This is a genomic window from Deltaproteobacteria bacterium (assembly GCA_029210625.1).
Classification (GTDB): domain Bacteria; phylum Myxococcota; class Myxococcia; order SLRQ01; family SLRQ01; genus JARGFU01.
This window is the reverse complement of the sequence record JARGFU010000001.1, coordinates 248,045-263,647: the sequence shown is the minus strand read 5'-3', so window position 1 is coordinate 263,647 and position 15,603 is coordinate 248,045. Positions and strand designations below refer to the sequence as shown.

General features: G+C 70.7%; 14 protein-coding genes. 2 read left to right on the top strand and 12 right to left on the bottom strand.

Features of this window, described 5'->3' with window-relative positions; all coding sequences use genetic code 11:
- Positions 1-11: 11 nt before the first annotated feature.
- From P1V51_01165 to P1V51_01110, 12 genes are all read right to left on the bottom strand, one after another.
- Positions 12-1,586 carry an Eco57I restriction-modification methylase domain-containing protein gene (locus P1V51_01165; GenBank protein MDF1561617.1) on the bottom strand — a complete coding sequence of 525 codons (1,575 nt, stop codon included), beginning with the start codon at positions 1,584-1,586 and terminating at the stop codon, positions 12-14.
- Entirely contained in the window at positions 1,565-2,410 is an 846-nt protein-coding gene (locus P1V51_01160) for an undecaprenyl-diphosphate phosphatase (GenBank protein ID MDF1561616.1), read from the bottom strand. Before P1V51_01160 ends, P1V51_01165 begins: the two co-directional genes overlap by 22 nt.
- 25 nt (positions 2,411-2,435) lie before the next feature.
- Positions 2,436-3,614 carry a methionine adenosyltransferase gene (gene metK, locus P1V51_01155; protein ID MDF1561615.1) on the bottom strand — a complete coding sequence of 393 codons (1,179 nt, stop codon included), beginning with the start codon at positions 3,612-3,614 and terminating at the stop codon, positions 2,436-2,438.
- A gap of 109 nt (positions 3,615-3,723) precedes the next feature.
- Positions 3,724-5,523 (bottom strand): phosphoenolpyruvate--protein phosphotransferase, encoded by a 1,800-nt coding sequence (gene ptsP, locus P1V51_01150; protein ID MDF1561614.1) that lies wholly within the window; start codon positions 5,521-5,523, stop codon positions 3,724-3,726.
- A gap of 17 nt (positions 5,524-5,540) precedes the next feature.
- Positions 5,541-5,807 (bottom strand): HPr family phosphocarrier protein, encoded by a 267-nt coding sequence (locus tag P1V51_01145; GenBank protein MDF1561613.1) that lies wholly within the window; start codon positions 5,805-5,807, stop codon positions 5,541-5,543.
- A complete protein-coding gene (rapZ, locus tag P1V51_01140) occupies positions 5,807-6,682 on the bottom strand; it encodes an RNase adapter RapZ (GenBank protein MDF1561612.1) in 876 nt (291 codons plus the stop codon). Before rapZ ends, P1V51_01145 begins: the two co-directional genes overlap by 1 nt.
- On the bottom strand, positions 6,682-7,647 hold the full coding sequence (hprK, locus tag P1V51_01135) for an HPr(Ser) kinase/phosphatase (protein ID MDF1561611.1): 966 nt from the start codon (positions 7,645-7,647) through the stop codon (positions 6,682-6,684). Before hprK ends, rapZ begins: the two co-directional genes overlap by 1 nt.
- A 3-nt stretch (positions 7,648-7,650) precedes the next feature.
- Complete coding sequence (locus P1V51_01130) at positions 7,651-8,127, bottom strand: PTS sugar transporter subunit IIA (GenBank protein ID MDF1561610.1); 477 nt, start codon at positions 8,125-8,127, stop codon at positions 7,651-7,653.
- Positions 8,128-8,190: 63 nt separating this feature from the next.
- Positions 8,191-9,669 carry an RNA polymerase factor sigma-54 gene (rpoN, locus tag P1V51_01125; protein MDF1561609.1) on the bottom strand — a complete coding sequence of 493 codons (1,479 nt, stop codon included), beginning with the start codon at positions 9,667-9,669 and terminating at the stop codon, positions 8,191-8,193.
- 34 nt (positions 9,670-9,703) lie between these two features.
- Positions 9,704-10,459, bottom strand: a complete 756-nt coding sequence (lptB, locus tag P1V51_01120) for an LPS export ABC transporter ATP-binding protein (GenBank protein ID MDF1561608.1) — start codon at positions 10,457-10,459, stop codon at positions 9,704-9,706.
- On the bottom strand, positions 10,456-10,962 hold the full coding sequence (locus P1V51_01115; protein MDF1561607.1) for an LptA/OstA family protein: 507 nt from the start codon (positions 10,960-10,962) through the stop codon (positions 10,456-10,458). The genes lptB and P1V51_01115 overlap by 4 nt, the downstream gene beginning before the upstream one ends.
- Positions 10,959-11,360 (bottom strand): hypothetical protein, encoded by a 402-nt coding sequence (locus P1V51_01110; GenBank protein MDF1561606.1) that lies wholly within the window; start codon positions 11,358-11,360, stop codon positions 10,959-10,961. The genes P1V51_01115 and P1V51_01110 overlap by 4 nt, the downstream gene beginning before the upstream one ends.
- Positions 11,361-11,530: 170 nt before the next feature.
- Here P1V51_01110 and P1V51_01105 point away from each other — a divergent pair, with 170 nt between their 5' ends.
- Positions 11,531-12,850 carry a PLP-dependent transferase gene (locus P1V51_01105; GenBank protein ID MDF1561605.1) on the top strand — a complete coding sequence of 440 codons (1,320 nt, stop codon included), beginning with the start codon at positions 11,531-11,533 and terminating at the stop codon, positions 12,848-12,850.
- Positions 12,851-12,938: 88 nt separating this feature from the next.
- A complete protein-coding gene (locus P1V51_01100) occupies positions 12,939-15,602 on the top strand; it encodes an ABC transporter substrate-binding protein (protein MDF1561604.1) in 2,664 nt (887 codons plus the stop codon).
- The last annotated feature ends 1 nt before the right edge of the window (position 15,603 follow it).

Here is a 15,603-nt window from a genome sequence, read left to right as displayed (position 1 = left end):
CGAGCGACGAATCACGCCCCCGGGGGAGGGAAGGGGTAGGCGGCCAGGGCGGCCTCCTCGGTGGCGGTCACGCCGTAGGCGGCGCGCACCAGCGCCTCGGCCCGAGCCCTGGCCGCCTGGTCGCCCTCTCCGATGCGCCGGTAGAGCGCCTCGACCCCGGCGGGGGGCTTCCCGGGGGGCAGGGGCAGGCCCTCGAGGGTGCGGCCGAGGAAGTGGAGGTGGCCGCCCGCCTTCCGGGTTCCGCCCCAGAGGTGCTCGTAGAAGAAGTGCATCAGGTCCGATTGCAGCACGAGGGCCAGCCACTTCAACCCGCGCACGCCGCCGCCGCGCGGGCGCCCGTGGAGGAAGGTGTCCTTCAGCACGTGGCCCTCGGTGTCGACCGCGCAGCGCAGGCGGCGGGCGTTCTGACAGATCACCAGGGCGGGCCCCTCGAAGAGGCCGAGCGGGGGCAGGGGGTTCTTCGCCGCCCGGGCCCGCGCCTCGTCGTAGTCGATGTGGGCGCCGCGCCAGGCGATCCGGCAGGGCTCCACCTCGCGGTTCCCGGAGAAGCGCTGGCCCCCGAGGAAGGGGCGGGCGTGGGGGCTCGCGGGGTGGCCGGCCTCGGGCGGGGAGACGAAGGCGTCGCGCAGGCCCGCGCGGTGAAAGGAGACCGTCCAGCGGATCTCGAGGGCGTCGGCGAGGCGCGGCAGCGTCTCGTCGTCGCGCAGGCGCCGGAAGAGCTCGCGGGCCGGGCCCGGGGGAGGGAGGATCGGCAGCACCGCCTCGCGCCGATCGCGAGAGCGCGCCTCGGGCGCCGCGCGCGCGCGGGCCTTCCGTCGCCGGCCGTGGATCACCACCGGGTAGACCGCGGCGTCCCCGAAGACCCGCTCCCGGGAGAGGTCGGTGATCTCGAGCTCGTAGCGGGCCTGCAGCTCCCGCCGCAGGGCCGCGGCGTTGGCGGTCACCAGGAAGCGGTTGGGCAGGAGGAGGGAGAGCTCCTCGGGCTCGGCCTCCAGGGTCAGGGCGACGAAGGCCCCGTAGAGATCGAAGGCCCCGGTGGCCGCGGCCGGGAAGCGCTCGCGGATCCGGGCCTTGAGCGCCTCGGGCATCCGCTTCGACTCGAGGTAGGGGGGGTTCCCCACCACGCAGGCGGGCTGGAGGATCGGGGTCTCGAGGGCGTCGCGGTGGTGGAGGCGCGGCATCAGCAGCATGGGCAGGCCGTAGCCGGCGATGGTGGCCGCGAGCCCGCGCCGCGCCTCGCGCAGCGCCTCCGGGTCGAGATCCCAGCCCGCCAGGGAGACCTGGTCCAGATCCTCCCGGGAGAGCCGCAGGCGGGCGATCTTGCGCAGGGCCGCCTCGAGGAAGACGCCCTCGCCGCAGGCCGGGTCCAGGAGGGAGCCACCGCCGGCCGGCCAGCGCACCCGCTCCAGCATCGCGTCGGCGACCTCGAGGGGAGTGTAGAACCTCCCGTTGAGCTTGGCGGCGCCGATGGCGCTGCTGACCTGGTTCTTCCGGCTGTCCGGGCCGGGCTGCAGCGGGCGAGGGGGTCGAGGTCCCCGCTCCGCCGGTGGCGAGCGCCGCTCGCCTACCCGCCCGCGAGTGCCCATCCCAGCACCGCCAGGCCCAGGGGCCAGAGGTAGTAGGCGAAGACGCCGAAGCGGCCCCGGTCGACCAGGACCAGCAGGAGCCGCAGGGCGAGGTAGCCGCTGATCGCGGCGGCGAGGAAGCCCGCCAGGAAGACGCCGGCCCCGGCCTCGAGCGCGCCCACGCCGTCCTTCAGGTGCAGCACCAGCGCGCCCAGGATGGCGGGGATGGAGAGCAGGAAGGAGAAGCGCGCCGCGAGGGAGCGGTCGATCCCCAGGATCATCGCCGTGGCGATCGTGGTGCCCGAGCGGGAGATGCCGGGGGTGATGGCGATGCCCTGGGCCACGCCCACGATCAGCGCGTCGCGCACCCGCAGGGACTCCGGGCCCCGGGCCTCGCCCTGCTGCCGGGCGCTGATCCTCCCGGAGATCCAGAGGAGGAGGCCGGTGAGGAGGAAGGCCGCCCCCACCGCGCTGAGGCTACCGAAGAGGGACTCGAAGAGGTCCTTCAGGGCGACGCCCATCAGGCCGGTGGGGATCGTGCCCAGCACGATGAAGGCGCCGAGGCGCGCCTCGGGATCGGCGATGCTCTCGGCGAAGCGGCCCTGGAAGAAGGCGGGCAGCGCCCGCAGGGAGGCCAGGAGGATCCGCCAGAGGTCGTTGGCATAGACCGCCAGCACCGCCAGGAGGCTGCCGGCGTGGACGACGACCTCGAAGAGCACCCCGCCGCCCTCGCTCTTCAGGCCCAGGGCGTGCTGCCCCACCACGAGGTGGCCCGAGGAGGAGATCGGCAGGAACTCGGTGATCCCCTGCACCACGCCGAGGATCACCGCATCGAGGATCGTCACGTCCGTCTGGTGCTCGACCCGAGGGTCAGGACGCCTTCTTCACGCCGGCGTCGGCGGCGAGGGCGCTGGCCTTGTCGGTGCGCTCCCAGGTGAAGCTCTCCTCGGTGCGCCCGAAGTGACCGCCGGTGGCGGTGATCTGGTAGATCGGCCGCAGCAGGTCGAGGCCCTCGACGATGTCCCGGGGCTTCAGGCCGAAGTGCTTCCGGACGAGCTCGGCGATCCGGGCGTCGTCGATGGAGCCGGTGCCGAAGGTGTCGACCATCACCGAGACGGGCTCGGCGACGCCGATGGCGTAGGCCAGCTGGACCTCGCAGCGCCGGGCCAGGCCCGCCGCGACGACGTTCTTGGCCACGTAGCGGGACATGTAGGCGGCCGAGCGGTCGACCTTCGAGGGGTCCTTGCCCGAGAAGGCGCCGCCGCCGTGCCGGCCCATGCCGCCGTAGGTGTCGACGATGATCTTCCGGCCGGTGAGGCCTGCGTCGCCCATGGGGCCGCCGACCACGAAGCGGCCGGTGGGGTTGATGTGGACGGCGGTGCCGTCGTGCATCAGCTCCGCGGGGAGGATCGGGTCGATGACCGACTCGCGGATCTCCTTGCGAAGCTTCGCCATGTCCATCTCCGCGTGCTGGGAGGAGATGACGACCGCGTCGATGGCGACGGGCTTGCCGTCTTCATAGCGGACGGTGACCTGGCTCTTCCCGTCGGGGCGCAGGTAGGGGAGCGTCCCCTCGGCGCGCACCTTGGTGAGCTGGGTGGAGAGCTGGTGGGCGTAGTGGATCGGCGCCGGCATCAGCACGTCGGTCTCGTCGCAGGCGTAGCCGAACATCATGCCCTGGTCGCCGGCGCCCTGCTCCTCGTGGTCGCCCGCGCCCTCGTCGACGCCCATGGCGATGTCGGGGCTCTGACCCTCGACGGCGCAGAGCACCGCGCAGGTGGCGGCGTCGAAGCCCATGGCGCTGTCGGTGTAGCCGATCTCGGTGACGACCCGGCGCACGATGGCCGGGTAGTCGATGGTCGCGCGGGTGGTGATCTCACCGGCCAGGGCGACGAAGCCGGTCTTCAGGAGGGCCTCACAGGCGACGCGGCTCTTGGGGTCGTCCTTCAGGGCGGCGTCGAGAACGGCATCGGAGATCTGGTCGGCCATCTTGTCGGGGTGACCCCCGGTGACCGACTCGGAAGTGAACAGGAAGCTCTTGGCAGGCATTGCGGGCATACCCCCACGGGATCAGGGAAAACAGGGACTTTAAGAGGGCGCAAAGTACGGCCCCGAGGCTGAGCGGTCAAGCCGCCGGGCGCTGGGCCCGGGACGGCGCTCAGGTCAGCAGATCCGGGAAGCGGGCCTGGACCTCGTCCCGGACGAAGCGCTCGATCTCGTCGACCGTGCCCAGGGCGCAGGCCTGCTCCACCAGCTCCTTGCACTCGGAGAGGGAGACCGAGCGGACCACGTGCTTCACCAGGGGGATGGTGGCGGCGGTCATGGAGAGGCGGTCGACCCCCAGGCCCAGCAGGATCGGGGTCAGGGCGGGCTCACCGGCCATCTCGCCGCAGATCGCCACCGGGATGCCGGCGTCCTTGCCGGCGTCCACCACCTGCTTGATCATCCTGAGCACGGCCAGGTGGAGGGGCCGGTAGAGGTAGGCGACGTCCCGGTTCTGCCGGTCGATGCCCAGGGAGTACTGGATGAGGTCGTTGGTGCCGATGGAGAAGAAGTCGCACTCCCGGGCCAGCTGGTCGGCCACCGCCACCGCCGAGGGCAGCTCGATCATCGAGCCGACCTTCACCGCGGGGGAGACCTCCTGGCCCTCCTCCTGGAGCTCGGCCCGGAACTGGTCGACCAGGGCGAGCGCCCAGCGCAGCTCCGAGAGGCCGCTGACCATCGGGAACATGATCGAGAGGTTGCCGTGCACGCTGGCCCGGAGCATCGCCCGGAGCTGGGTGTGCAGGATCTCCGGCTCCTTGAGGCAGAGGCGCAGCGCCCGCAGGCCCATGGCGGGGTTCGGCTCCTGGCGGCGGCCGGTGTAGGGCACCTTGTCGCCGCCCAGATCGAAGGTCCGGATGGTCACGGGCCTTGGCGAGAGGGCGGTGAGGATCTCGGCGTAGGCCCGGTAGTGCTCCTCCTCGGAGGGCAGATCGCGCCGGCCGAGGTAGAGGAACTCGGTGCGGTAGAGGCCGATGCCCTCGCCACCGTGATCGCAGACCACCGGCACCTCGGCGGTGAACTCGATGTTGCCGTAGAGGTGGACCCGGTGGCCGTCGGTGGTCTCGGCCGGGAGGTCCCGGTTGGCGAGCAGCGCCTTCTCCTGCGCCAGGTGCTGGTTGCGCGCCCGCCGGTAGCTGTCGATCTCGTCGGGGGTCGGGGTGACGATCGCCACCCCGTGGGTGCCGTCGACGACCACGACGTCGCCCTGGCCGGCGCGCTCGGTGATGTCGCCGCAGCCCACCACCGCCGGGATGCCCAGGGCCCGGGCGACGATCGCGCTGTGGCTGGTGGCCGTGCCGACGTCGGTCACGATCCCCTGGATGGGGAAGCGGCCGAGGACGACGGTGTCGGCCGGTGAGAGGTCGTGGGCGACGACCACCGCGTCCTCGGGGGGGGCCTCGTCGACGTCGACCACCTGCCCCATCAGGTTCCGGACGATGCGGTCGCCGACGAAGTCGACGTCACCCCGCCGCTCGCGGAAGTACTCGTGGTCGATGTCGTCGAAGATCTTCTTGATCTTCCGCACCGTGCGCCGGATGGCCCACTCGGCGTTGATGGCGTCCTCGTGGATGAGGTGCCGCACCGTGGTGACCAGCATCTCGTCGCGGAGCATCAGCCGGTGGGCCTCGAGGATCAGCAGGTGCTCCTCGCCCGCGGCGCCGTCGGCCTTGAGCTTCTCGTAGATGTGATCGAGCTGGTGCTCGGAGAGCTTCAGCGCGGTCTCGAGGCGCAGGATCTCTCCCTCGATCGCGTCGGGCTCGAGGTGGTACTTCGGGGTGCGGACGCGGCGGCGATCGACGATGAAGGCCCGGCCGACCGCGATGCCCGCGGCGGCGCCCACGCCCTGATAGTGGCGATCGTGGACGCCGTCGCTCTCGAACAGCTCCCGATCCTCGTAGTCCCCGGCCGACATGTTCTCGTCTTCGTCTCCTAGTCTTCGCCGAAGCCGCTGCGGAAGACGGCCTCGATGGCCGAGAGGGCGGCCTGGGCATCGGAGCCCTCGCAGCGGACCTCCACCGAGGTGCCCTGGGCTGCGGCCAGGGTGAGCACCCCCATGATGCTCTTTCCGTTGACCTCGTTGCCATCCCGGATCAGGAAGACCTCGCTCTCGAAGCGGTTGGTCTCCTTGACCAGGGTGGCCGCAGCCCGGGCGTGCAGCCCGAGCTTGTTGATCACGTCGAAGGTACCCTTTGCCATCATGGTGTCGCTTTCATGTCCCGGTGTCGCAGGGTGATGGGAAGCTGGCGAGCCGCCAGCCGCTGGGCCAGCCGCTCGGCCATGGCCACCGAGCGGTGCTGCCCGCCGGTGCAGCCGATGGCCACGGTCAGGTAGCGCTTGCGCTCGTTCTGGAAGAAAGGAAGCAGCCAGCCCAGCAGCGCGTCGAGGCGCTCGAGGAGCTCGCCGGCCTCGGCCTTGTCGAAGACGTAGTCCGCCACCTCCGGGTCCTGGCCGGACTTGGGGCGCAGCTCGTCCACGAAGTAGGGGTTGGGCAGGAAGCGGCAGTCGAAGACCAGGTCGGCCTGGGGGGGCAGGCCGTGCTTGAAGCCGAAGGAGAGCACCGTGACCCGGGGGCCCTCGTGGGCCTCGGAGCTGCCGTGGCGGTCCTGGATGATGCGGCCGAGCTCGTGCACCGAGAGGCCGCTGGTGTCGATCACCTCGTCGGCCAGCTGCCGGAGGGCCTCGAGGGCCTCGCGCTCGGCGGCGATGCCGGCCTCGACCGAGCCGGCGGTGGCCAGCGGGTGACGGCGGCGGGTCTCGGAGAAGCGGCGCAGCAGGACCGGATCGGTGGCGTCGAGGAAGAGGACCTCGACCTCGTGGCCCTGGTGGCGGGCCTCCCGCACGATCTCCGGGGCGTCGGGGAGGAACTCGGTCTCCCGGGCGTCGACCACCAGCCCCAGGGACTGCACCGTCTCGGAGGTGTGGCTGCCCAGCTCGAGGAGGCGGGGCAAGAGGACGATGGGGAGGTTGTCGATGCAGAAGAAGCCGAGGTCCTCCAGGGCCCGCAGGGCCGTGGACTTCCCCGACCCCGAGAGGCCGGTGACGATGACGATCTGGGCGAGGTTGGCGCCCATCACTCGACCTCGTCCGCGGTGATGGCCTGGGCGAAGCCGGCCTCGGCGATGGCGCGGTTGAGCTGCTCCTGGAACTCCAGCGCCGAGTGGTGGCCCTGCAGCTTGAGGAGGTGGTTGCGGGCGGCGACCTCGATCAGGGTCGTGATGTTCCGGCCGGGCCGCACGGGGATGGTGAGCTCGGGCACCGTGATGTCGAGGATCTCGAAGGTGTGGTCCTCGACGCCCAGGCGGTCGTACTGCACGTGGGGATCCCAGTCGACGAGCTCGATCACCATCTCGATCTTCTTGCGCTCGCGCACCGCGCCGACGCCGAAGAGGTCCTTGATGTTGATGATCCCGATGCCCCGGATCTCCATGTGGTGGCGGATCAGCTCGGAGCCCTGACCGAAGAGCAGCCGCCGCAGGCGCTTGATGTCGACGATGTCATCGGCCACGAGCCGGTGGCCGCGGCGGACGAGGTCGAGGGCCGCCTCGCTCTTGCCGATGCCGCTCTTCCCCAGGATGAGCACCCCCACCCCCAGCACGTCGATGAGCACCCCGTGGAGGCTGGTCGAGGGGGCGAGGGCGTCCTCGAGGAAGGCGGTCACCCGGGTGATGAAGGCGCCCGAGAGGAGCGGGGTCCCCAGGATGCAGATCCCGGCGTCGTTGGCGGCCTTCACGAAGACGGGCGGCGGATCGAAGCTCTTGGTGATCACCAGGGCGGCCACGCCCCGGCCGAAGAGGGTCTCGGCGGCGCGCTCCAGGCCCTCGTGGTCCAGGCTGCGCACGAAGGACATCTCGGTGTTACCGAAGACGGCCAGCCGCTCACTGTGCAGGCCCACGTCGTGGCCCACCAGGGCCAGCCCGGGCTTCTGGATCCGGGTGGAGGCGATGCGCCGCGCGGTGCCCCTCTCTCCTCCAGCCAGCGGCTCGAGGCGCAGATCGCTGGCCTCCTTGAGCAGCTGGGAGATGGGCACCGAGGACATGCGCTAGAGCCTCTGCTCCAGGGCTCTCACGGCCTGGTGGAGGGCCTCACCGGTCTCGCAGCCGAGCAGCTCGGCGCGCAGCTCGGCGCCGCCGAGGATGCGCGAGACCCGGGCCAGGGCCTTCAGGTGGAGGGCCGGCTCGCCGCGGGGGGTGAGGAGGACGAAGAAGAGCTTCACCCGCTCACCGTCCACCGCCTCGAAGTCGACGCCCTCGGGGCAGCGGGCCAGCGCCGCGAGGACCTCGGGCACGTCGATCTTCGCGTGGGGGATGGCCACCCCCTCGCCGACGCCGGTGCTGCCGAGCTGCTCGCGCTCGAGCAGGCTCTGCAGGGCCGCCTCGCCGTCGAGGTCGGCGTGCTTCTCGGCGAGGGCCGCGACGATCTGGCGGAGGACCGCGTCCTTGGCGCCGGCCTGGAGATCGGGAAGGAGGGCTCCCCGGTCGAGGAGATCAGCGAGTCGAATGGAGCCGGAATCAGCCATTTCAGGAGGTAGGGGCCGTTCGGTCGAGGGCCCGGGGGTGAGAGGAAGGGAGCGCGTGCGGCGCTAGTAGAGCCGGCGCCGTTTGGAGGAGGGGAGGATGCCGAGCTGGTCGCGGTACTTCGCCACCGTCCGGCGCGCGATCTCGATGCCCTGCTCCTCGAGGATCGCGACGATCCTCTGGTCCGAGAGGGGCTTCTTGAGGTCCTCTCCGGCGACGATCTTCTTGATCTTCGACTTCACGGCCTCGCTGGCCAGATCCTCGCCACCGGTCCGGGTGATGGCCGAGTTGAAGAAGAACTTCAGCTCGTAGATGCCCTGGGGCGTGTGGACGTACTTGTTGGTGGTCACCCGGGAGACCGTCGACTCGTGCATGCCGATGTCCTCGGCGACGTCCCGCAGGATCAGCGGCTTGAGGTAGCCGATGCCCTGGTCGAAGAACTCCTGCTGGAACTTCACGATCGACTCGGTGACCTTGTAGATGGTCCGCTGCCGCTGGTGGATGGAGCGGATCAGCCACTGGGCCGAGCGCAGCTTCTCCTGGATGTACTCCTTGGCGGCGCCGGCCTCCCCGCTCTTCAGGGTGCGCCGGTAGGCCGCGGAGACCTTCAGCTTGGAGAGGCCGTCGTCGTTGATGACGGTCACGTACTTGCCGCTGATCTTGTGCACGTAGACGTCGGGCGTGATGTAGACCGGCTCGCTCCCGGTGTACTGGCGCCCCGGCCGAGGCTCCATGTCGGTGATGATCTTCACCGCCTCGGCCACCGCCGGGATGCTGACCTTGAGGGTCTTGGCGATGGCCGGGATGTTGTGGGCCTCCACCTCCTTGAGGTGGTGCTGGATGATCTCGCCGACCAGGGTGTCGTCCTCGCCCATGGCCCGGGCCTGGATCATCAGGCACTCGCGCAGGTCGCGGGCGGCGACCCCCAGGGGATCGAAGTTCTGCACCTTGCGCAGGGCCCGCTCGGCCACCGTGAGGCTGACCTCGGCCTCGTGGGCGCAGCGGATGAGGGGGTCACCGTCGTCGTCGGGGAGGCGGAAGTAGCCGTCGTCGGAGAGGCTGCCGATGATGAAGAGGGCCGCGCGCTCCTCCTCCTCGGTGAAGTTGGAGAGGCGCATCTGCCAGACCAGGTGGTCGAAGAGGGTGTCGCTCTGGCTGAGGGTCTGCTCGACGCCGGGCAGGTCCTCGTTGGGGCGCACGCCGGGGCCCGCGGTGGAGCCGAACTGCTGGTAGTTCTCGAGGTAGCTCTCCCAGTCGATGTCCTCGGAGGCCTTCTCGGCCTTGGGGTCGTTCTCGGGCACGGTCTCCCGGGGGTTCTCGACGTCCTCGTCGCGCTGCTTCCGCTCCGGGGCGTCGGCGGAGCGCTCGCGCGGTCCGTCGTCGTCCTGCCCCTCCTCGAGGAGGGGGTTCTCCATCATCTCTTCCCTCACGAGGTCGACCAGCTCCATGCGGGAGAGCTGCAAGAGCTTGATCGCCTGCTGCAGCTGGGGCGTCATGACCAGCTGCTGCGACATCCTCAGCGATTGTTTCAGCTCCAAACCCATGGGTCTCGTCGTTCCTGACTCTCGGAAGGGGTGTTCAGGAGGCCAGGCGGTCCCGGGCTCCATCGAGCGAGAAGGCGTCCCCAAGATACACCGCCCTCGCACTCGGATTACCAGCTATCTCCTCGGGTGATCCCACGGCGAGCAGCTTCCCGTTGGCCAGGACGGCGGCCCGGTCGCAGATCCCGAGGGTCTCGCGGACATTGTGATCGGTGATGATGACGGCGATGCCGCGGGCCTCCAGGCTGCGGATCAAGGTCTGCAGCTCGCCCACGGCGATCGGGTCCACCCCGGCGAAGGGCTCGTCGAAGAGCACCACCGAGGGATTGGGGATCAGGCAGCGGGCGACCTCCACCCGCCGCCGCTCTCCTCCGGAGAGGGTCCCGCCCAGGCTGTCGGCGATGCGGGAGAGATCGAAGTCCTCGAGGAGGGACTCGACCCGCGCCTCGCGCTCGGGCCGGGGGACCCTGCTGGCCTCGAGGATGGCCAGGAAGTTCTCCCTCACGGTGAGCCGCCGGAAGATCGACGCCTCCTGCGGCAGGTAGCCCAGGCCCTTGCGGGCCCTCCGGTACATCGGCAGCCGGGTGATGGCCTCCTTGCCGAGGTAGACCTCTCCGCTCTCCGGGCGCACGCGCCCGACGATCATGTTGAAGGTCGTGGTCTTGCCCGCGCCGTTGGGCCCGAGCAGGCCGAAGACCTCGCCGGCGTGCACCTCGAAGCTCACCCCGTCGACGACCTTGCGCCGGCGGTAGGACTTGGTGACGCCCACGGCCTGGAGGACCACGTCGCTCACGGCCGCTTGCCCCCTTCTGCCGGCGCGACCCGCTCGAGCTCGACCCGGGCCTCGACCTGCTGCACCTCGACCTCGTCCCGCTCGAGGTCGTAGCGCATCACCTCGCCGCGGACGAGGTTCTTGCCCTCCTCCATGACGGGATCGCCGGTGAGGGTCAGGAGGTTCTTGCGGTTGTCGAGCTCGGCCCGCTCGGAGCGAAGGTGCCGCGCCTTGCGCACCATGTGGACGCTGCCCTCGGCGACGAAGGTCTCCACCGCGCCGCTCGCGTCGTAGGAGACCACCAGGCGGGCGCAGTCGAGGCGATCCTCACCGCGGGTGACCTGGATCGGCTTGCCGGGCTTGCCGGTGAAGACGGCGCGGTTCTCCGCCCCCTTCACCTTCATGGTCTCGGCGACGATCCGCACCGCGGGCAGGGCGCGGCCGGCCGGCGCCTCGGCCCGGGCCGGTGCGCCGAGGCCGAGGAGGAGGAGGGCGAGGCCCAGGTGGAGCGAGAGGCGGCTCATCGGCCCGGGGTCTCCACGCGGACCGGCGAGGAGATCACCAGCTCCTTGCTCCGGGCCGAGAGGGTGAAGCGCCCGCCGGTGGCCCGGAAGCCCTGGCCCTCGAGGATGACCTCGTCCTCGCCCGCTCCCTCGAGGGTCTCCAGATCGATCCGGGCCCGGGCCGCCTGGAAGGTCAGCCCCGGGCTCACCAGGTGCATCTTGGCGCCGCGGAGCTCGGCGAGGGCGAGCCCCTCCGGGAAGTGGGCGCCGGCGGCCACCACGCTGGCCCGCAGCTCGGTGCCCTGGTGGTGCCAGGCCGCCACCCCCTTCAGGTCGATCCCCTCGGGGGGCGGGGAGGCGTCCGCCGCCGGTCGCGGGCCGCCACAGGCGCAGAGAACGCAGGCGGAGAGGAGCAGCACGCCGGGACCCACGGCGCCGCGGCGATCTGGCCCAGGTGTGCCAGTATCTGAAAAGCACCGTGATTTCATGCATTTGAGTCCAATTCTCCAATGAGTATAGCCGTGCGCTCCCGCCTGATCAACCATGGCATGAGGATTGCTATTTTCAAGCTGGTAGCCAAGGAGACACCATGACCGACAAGAAGCCGCTCCCCGGTCCTCCGGACATCCCCGAGGGAGTCGACGTCCAGTCCTTCCTCATCCACGGCCGACACTTCACCGAGAAGTGGGACTTCAAGCACCACATCATCCCGCCCCAGTCCTCGAGCGTGACCTACCGCCTCGACGACACCCAGCGGGGCGCCAAGGGCTTCGCCGAGTACGCCAGCGGTGAGGGCAGCAAGGCCGAGCCGATCTACATCTACGACCGCCTCGACGAGCCGACCCGCGGCATGCTCGAGGACGAGCTGGCGGCCGTCGAGGGTGGCGACGTCGCCGTCGCCTTCGCCACCGGCATGGCCGCCATCAGCGCGGCCCTCGGGGTGGTGCTGCAGTCCGGAAACTCGGTGGTCGCCCACCGCACCCTCTACGGCTGCACCTACAGCCTGCTCACCGGCTGGTACCCCAAGCTGAACATCGAGGCGCGCCTGGTCGACGTGCGGGACGCCGCGGCCCTGCGGGGCGCCATCGACGAGACCACCCGGGCCGTCTACTTCGAGACCCCGGTGAACCCCACCCTCGAGCTGATCGACATCGGCGCGGTCCGGGCCCTGGTCGACGAGATCAACGCCGGGCGCGCGGAAGAGGAGCGGATCTGGATCATCGTCGACAACACCTTCGCCACGCCCTTCTGTCAGCGCCCCATCGAGCTGGGCTCGGACATCATCGTCCACTCCCTCACCAAGAACATCGGCGGCTACGGCACCGACATGGGCGGGGTGGTGATCGCGCCGCACGCCCTGGAGGGGCAGCTCCTCCTCTATCGCAAGGACTTCGGGGGGGCCCTGGCGCCGAAAAGCGCCTGGCCGATCCTCGTCTACGGCCTGCCCACCCTCCCGATGCGCCTCGAGCGGCAGATGAAGACCGCCTTCGAGGTCGCCCGCTTCCTGCGCGGCCACCCGAGGGTCACCGTCCTGCGCTACCCGGGGCTCGAGGACCACCCCGACTACCAGCTGGCGAAGAAGCAGATGCGCGACCCCCACGGGAACTTCGCGCCCTCGAACATGATCTACTTCGAGATCGCCGAGGAGGACGCCGCCGATCCGAAGAACACGGTGAAGGCCGTCGACTGGATGGCGAAGCACGCCTACACCCTGACCCTCGCGGTCTCCCTCGGCCAGCTGCGCACCCTCATCGAGCACCCCGGGGCCATGACCCACGCGGCCATCGACGCCGAGGGCAAGAAGAAGGCGGGGATCCCCCCCAACGCGGTGCGGCTCTCCATCGGCATCGAGGCCGCAGCGGACATCATCCGGGACCTCGAGCAGGGCCTCGCCCAGATCGAGAAGTAGCGGGGTTCGACAGCGGGCGTCCTTCCCTCTAGTTTTGGTGCCGGGACGCATGAAGATGGAACCGAAGAGGAGCGCCAGGAGGATCCCGGTGAGGATCCTGCTCTTGCTGGCCCTGCTCGCCGCCGTGCCGGCGAGCGCGTGGGCCGGGGGCGCGCCCACTCCCGTCCGGCTCCAGCTGAAGTGGTTCCACGCCTTCCAGTTCGCCGGCTACTACGCGGCGAAGGAGCGGGGCTACTACCGGGAGGCCGGGCTGGAGGTGGAGATCGTCGAGGGCGCTCCGGACCGGCGGCCGATCCAGGAGGTGGCCGGGGAGGAGATCGAGTTCGGGGTGCACGACGGCGGCGATCTGCTCTACGCCCGCCTCACCGGCGCCCCGGTCGTGGCGCTCGCGGCGGTCTTCCAGCACTCGCCCTACGTCATCCTCTCGCTCCGGGAGTCGGAGATCCGGACGCCGACCGACCTGGTGGGCCGGACCCTGATGGACGAGAGCCACGGGGCGAGCCCGCTGCTGGCGATGCTCAAGCGGGAGGGAGTCTCGGTCAGCACCGAGCCCTCTCCTTCTTCCGTCCAGGTCCTCCCACACACCTGGCGGGTCGACGATCTGGTCGAGGGGCGGGTCGACGCGATGACCGCCTACGTGATCGACGAGCCCTTGAAGCTCAAGCGCCGGGGCATCGAGGTGGCCCTCCTCGATCCGGTCGACTACGGCGTGGACTTCTACGGCGACACCCTCTTCACCAGCGAGGCCCTCCTCGAGCGCGAGCCCGAGCGGGTCGAGGCGTTCCGCGCCGCCTCCATGAAGGGCTGGGCCTACGCGATGGCGCACCCCGAGGAGCTCGCCGAGCTCATCCGGAGCCTGCCGACCCAGCGCCCCGAGCCGCTGACCCGCGTGGCGCTGCTCGAGGAGGCCGCGGCCATGAAGCGGACCGTGATGCCGACCCTCGTCGAGATCGGCCACATGAACCCCGGCCGCTGGGGGCGGATGGCCAGCGAGTTCCAGTTCACGGGGGTCACGGCCGACATCGACCGGATCGCCGGCTTCGTGCCCGATCCGGAGGAGGCGGCCCGGCGCCGCCAGCGCCTGCTGGAGCTGCTGGGCTACGGCCTCGGTGCGCTGCTGATGATCGCGCTGGCCAGCCTCGTCTGGGCCCAGCAGCTGCGCCGCCGGGTGCGCCAGCGCACGGAGGCCATGGTGGAGGCGATCGCGCTGCGCGAGGAGCAGGCCAGCCGCCTGGCGCTCCTGGCCGCCGCCGTCGAGCAGGCCGTCGAGGACATCGTGATCACCGACGCCGAGAGCGTGATCCAGTACGTCAACCCGGCCTTCGAGGCCACGACGGGCTACTCGAGCGAGGAGGTCGTCGGGAAGCGGCCCTCGATCCTCAAGAGCGACCTGCACGAGGAGGCCTTCTACCGGGAGCTCTACGCGGCGCTGGCCCGGGGGGAGATCTGGCACGGCCGCTTCCACAACCGGACGAAGGAGGGACGGATCATCCTCCAGGACGCGACCATCGCCGCGATCCGGGATCCCGAGGGACAGACCCGGGGCTACGTCTCCGCCCGCCGGGACGTGACCCGGCAGGTCGCGCTCGAGAGCCAGGTGGAGCAGTCCCAGCGGATGCAGGCGATCGGCACCCTGGCCGGCGGCATCGCCCACGACTTCAACAACGTCCTCGCCGGCGTGGTCGGCTACACGGAGCGCGCTCTCCTGCGGGAGGGCAACCCGGCCGAGACGGTGGGGGATCTCGAGCGGGTGCAGCAGGCGGCCGAGCGGGCGGCCGACCTGACCCGCCAGATCCTCGCCTTCAGCCGGCGGCTGCCGGACGAGGCCGGCCCGCTGAGGGTCCAGACCCAGGTCGAGGAGGCGCTCAAGCTGGTGCGGGCCACCATCCCCACCTCCATCGACGTCCGGCTCCAGGGACGGACCGCCACCCACGTCCGGGTGGCGCCCGGAGACATCGAGCGGATCGTGGTCAACCTCTGCACCAACGCCTCCCTGGCCATCGGCATCGCCCCCGGCCGGATCATCCTGGAGCTCGAGGATCTCGCGCTCGACGCCCCGGCCGCGGAGCGGCTCGGCCTGGCGGCCGGCGACCACGTGCGGCTCGCGGTCATCGACAACGGCAGCGGGATGAGCCCCGAGGTCCAGCAGCGGCTCTTCGAGCCCTTCTTCACCACCCGGAAGGCCGGAGAGGGGACCGGCCTCGGGCTCTCGGTGGTGCACGGGATCGTCGAGAGCCGGGGCGGGACGATCAGGGTCTCGAGCACCCCGAGCGAGGGCTCTTGCTTCGAGGTCTGGCTCCCCGCCTGCGAGCCCGAGGGGGTGGGGGCCGTCGAAGAGCAGCCGGTCCTCGGGAGGGGGAGCGGGAGCATCCTCCTGGTCGACGACGAGGAGATGATCACCTCCGTCTTCCGGGCCACCCTCGAGGAGGCCGGCTACGAGGTGGAGGTCCACAACAGCGGCCTCGACGCGCTGGAGGCCTTCGAGAGCGCGCCCGAGGCCTACGATCTGATCATCACCGACCTGGCGATGCCCCGGCTGCGAGGCGACTATCTCGCCGCGAAGATCAAGGCGATCCGGGCGGACGTGCCGGTGCTGCTCTTCACCGGGAACGATCTCCCCCTGGCCCAGTCCGCCATCGGCCCCGGGGGCGTGGACCGGGTGCTGCAGAAGCCCCTGAAGCTCGGGCAGATGCTGGCCGAGATCGAGGCGCTGCTCGGCGCGTCCGACCGGCCGGTCGAGGGCGTCGCCTGAT

Coding starts and splice junctions, on each gene's coding strand:
- P1V51_01165 (MDF1561617.1), bottom strand. CDS start 1,586: ATGGGCACTCGCGGGCGGGTAGGCGAGCGGCGCTCGCCACCGGCGGAG.
- metK (MDF1561615.1), bottom strand. CDS start 3,614: ATGCCTGCCAAGAGCTTCCTGTTCACTTCCGAGTCGGTCACCGGGGGT.
- ptsP (MDF1561614.1), bottom strand. CDS start 5,523: ATGTCGGCCGGGGACTACGAGGATCGGGAGCTGTTCGAGAGCGACGGC.
- P1V51_01145 (MDF1561613.1), bottom strand. CDS start 5,807: ATGGCAAAGGGTACCTTCGACGTGATCAACAAGCTCGGGCTGCACGCC.
- rapZ (MDF1561612.1), bottom strand. CDS start 6,682: ATGGGCGCCAACCTCGCCCAGATCGTCATCGTCACCGGCCTCTCGGGG.
- hprK (MDF1561611.1), bottom strand. CDS start 7,647: ATGTCCTCGGTGCCCATCTCCCAGCTGCTCAAGGAGGCCAGCGATCTG.
- P1V51_01130 (MDF1561610.1), bottom strand. CDS start 8,127: ATGGCTGATTCCGGCTCCATTCGACTCGCTGATCTCCTCGACCGGGGA.
- rpoN (MDF1561609.1), bottom strand. CDS start 9,669: ATGGGTTTGGAGCTGAAACAATCGCTGAGGATGTCGCAGCAGCTGGTC.
- P1V51_01115 (MDF1561607.1), bottom strand. CDS start 10,962: ATGAGCCGCCTCTCGCTCCACCTGGGCCTCGCCCTCCTCCTCCTCGGC.
- P1V51_01105 (MDF1561605.1), top strand. CDS start 11,531: ATGACCGACAAGAAGCCGCTCCCCGGTCCTCCGGACATCCCCGAGGGA.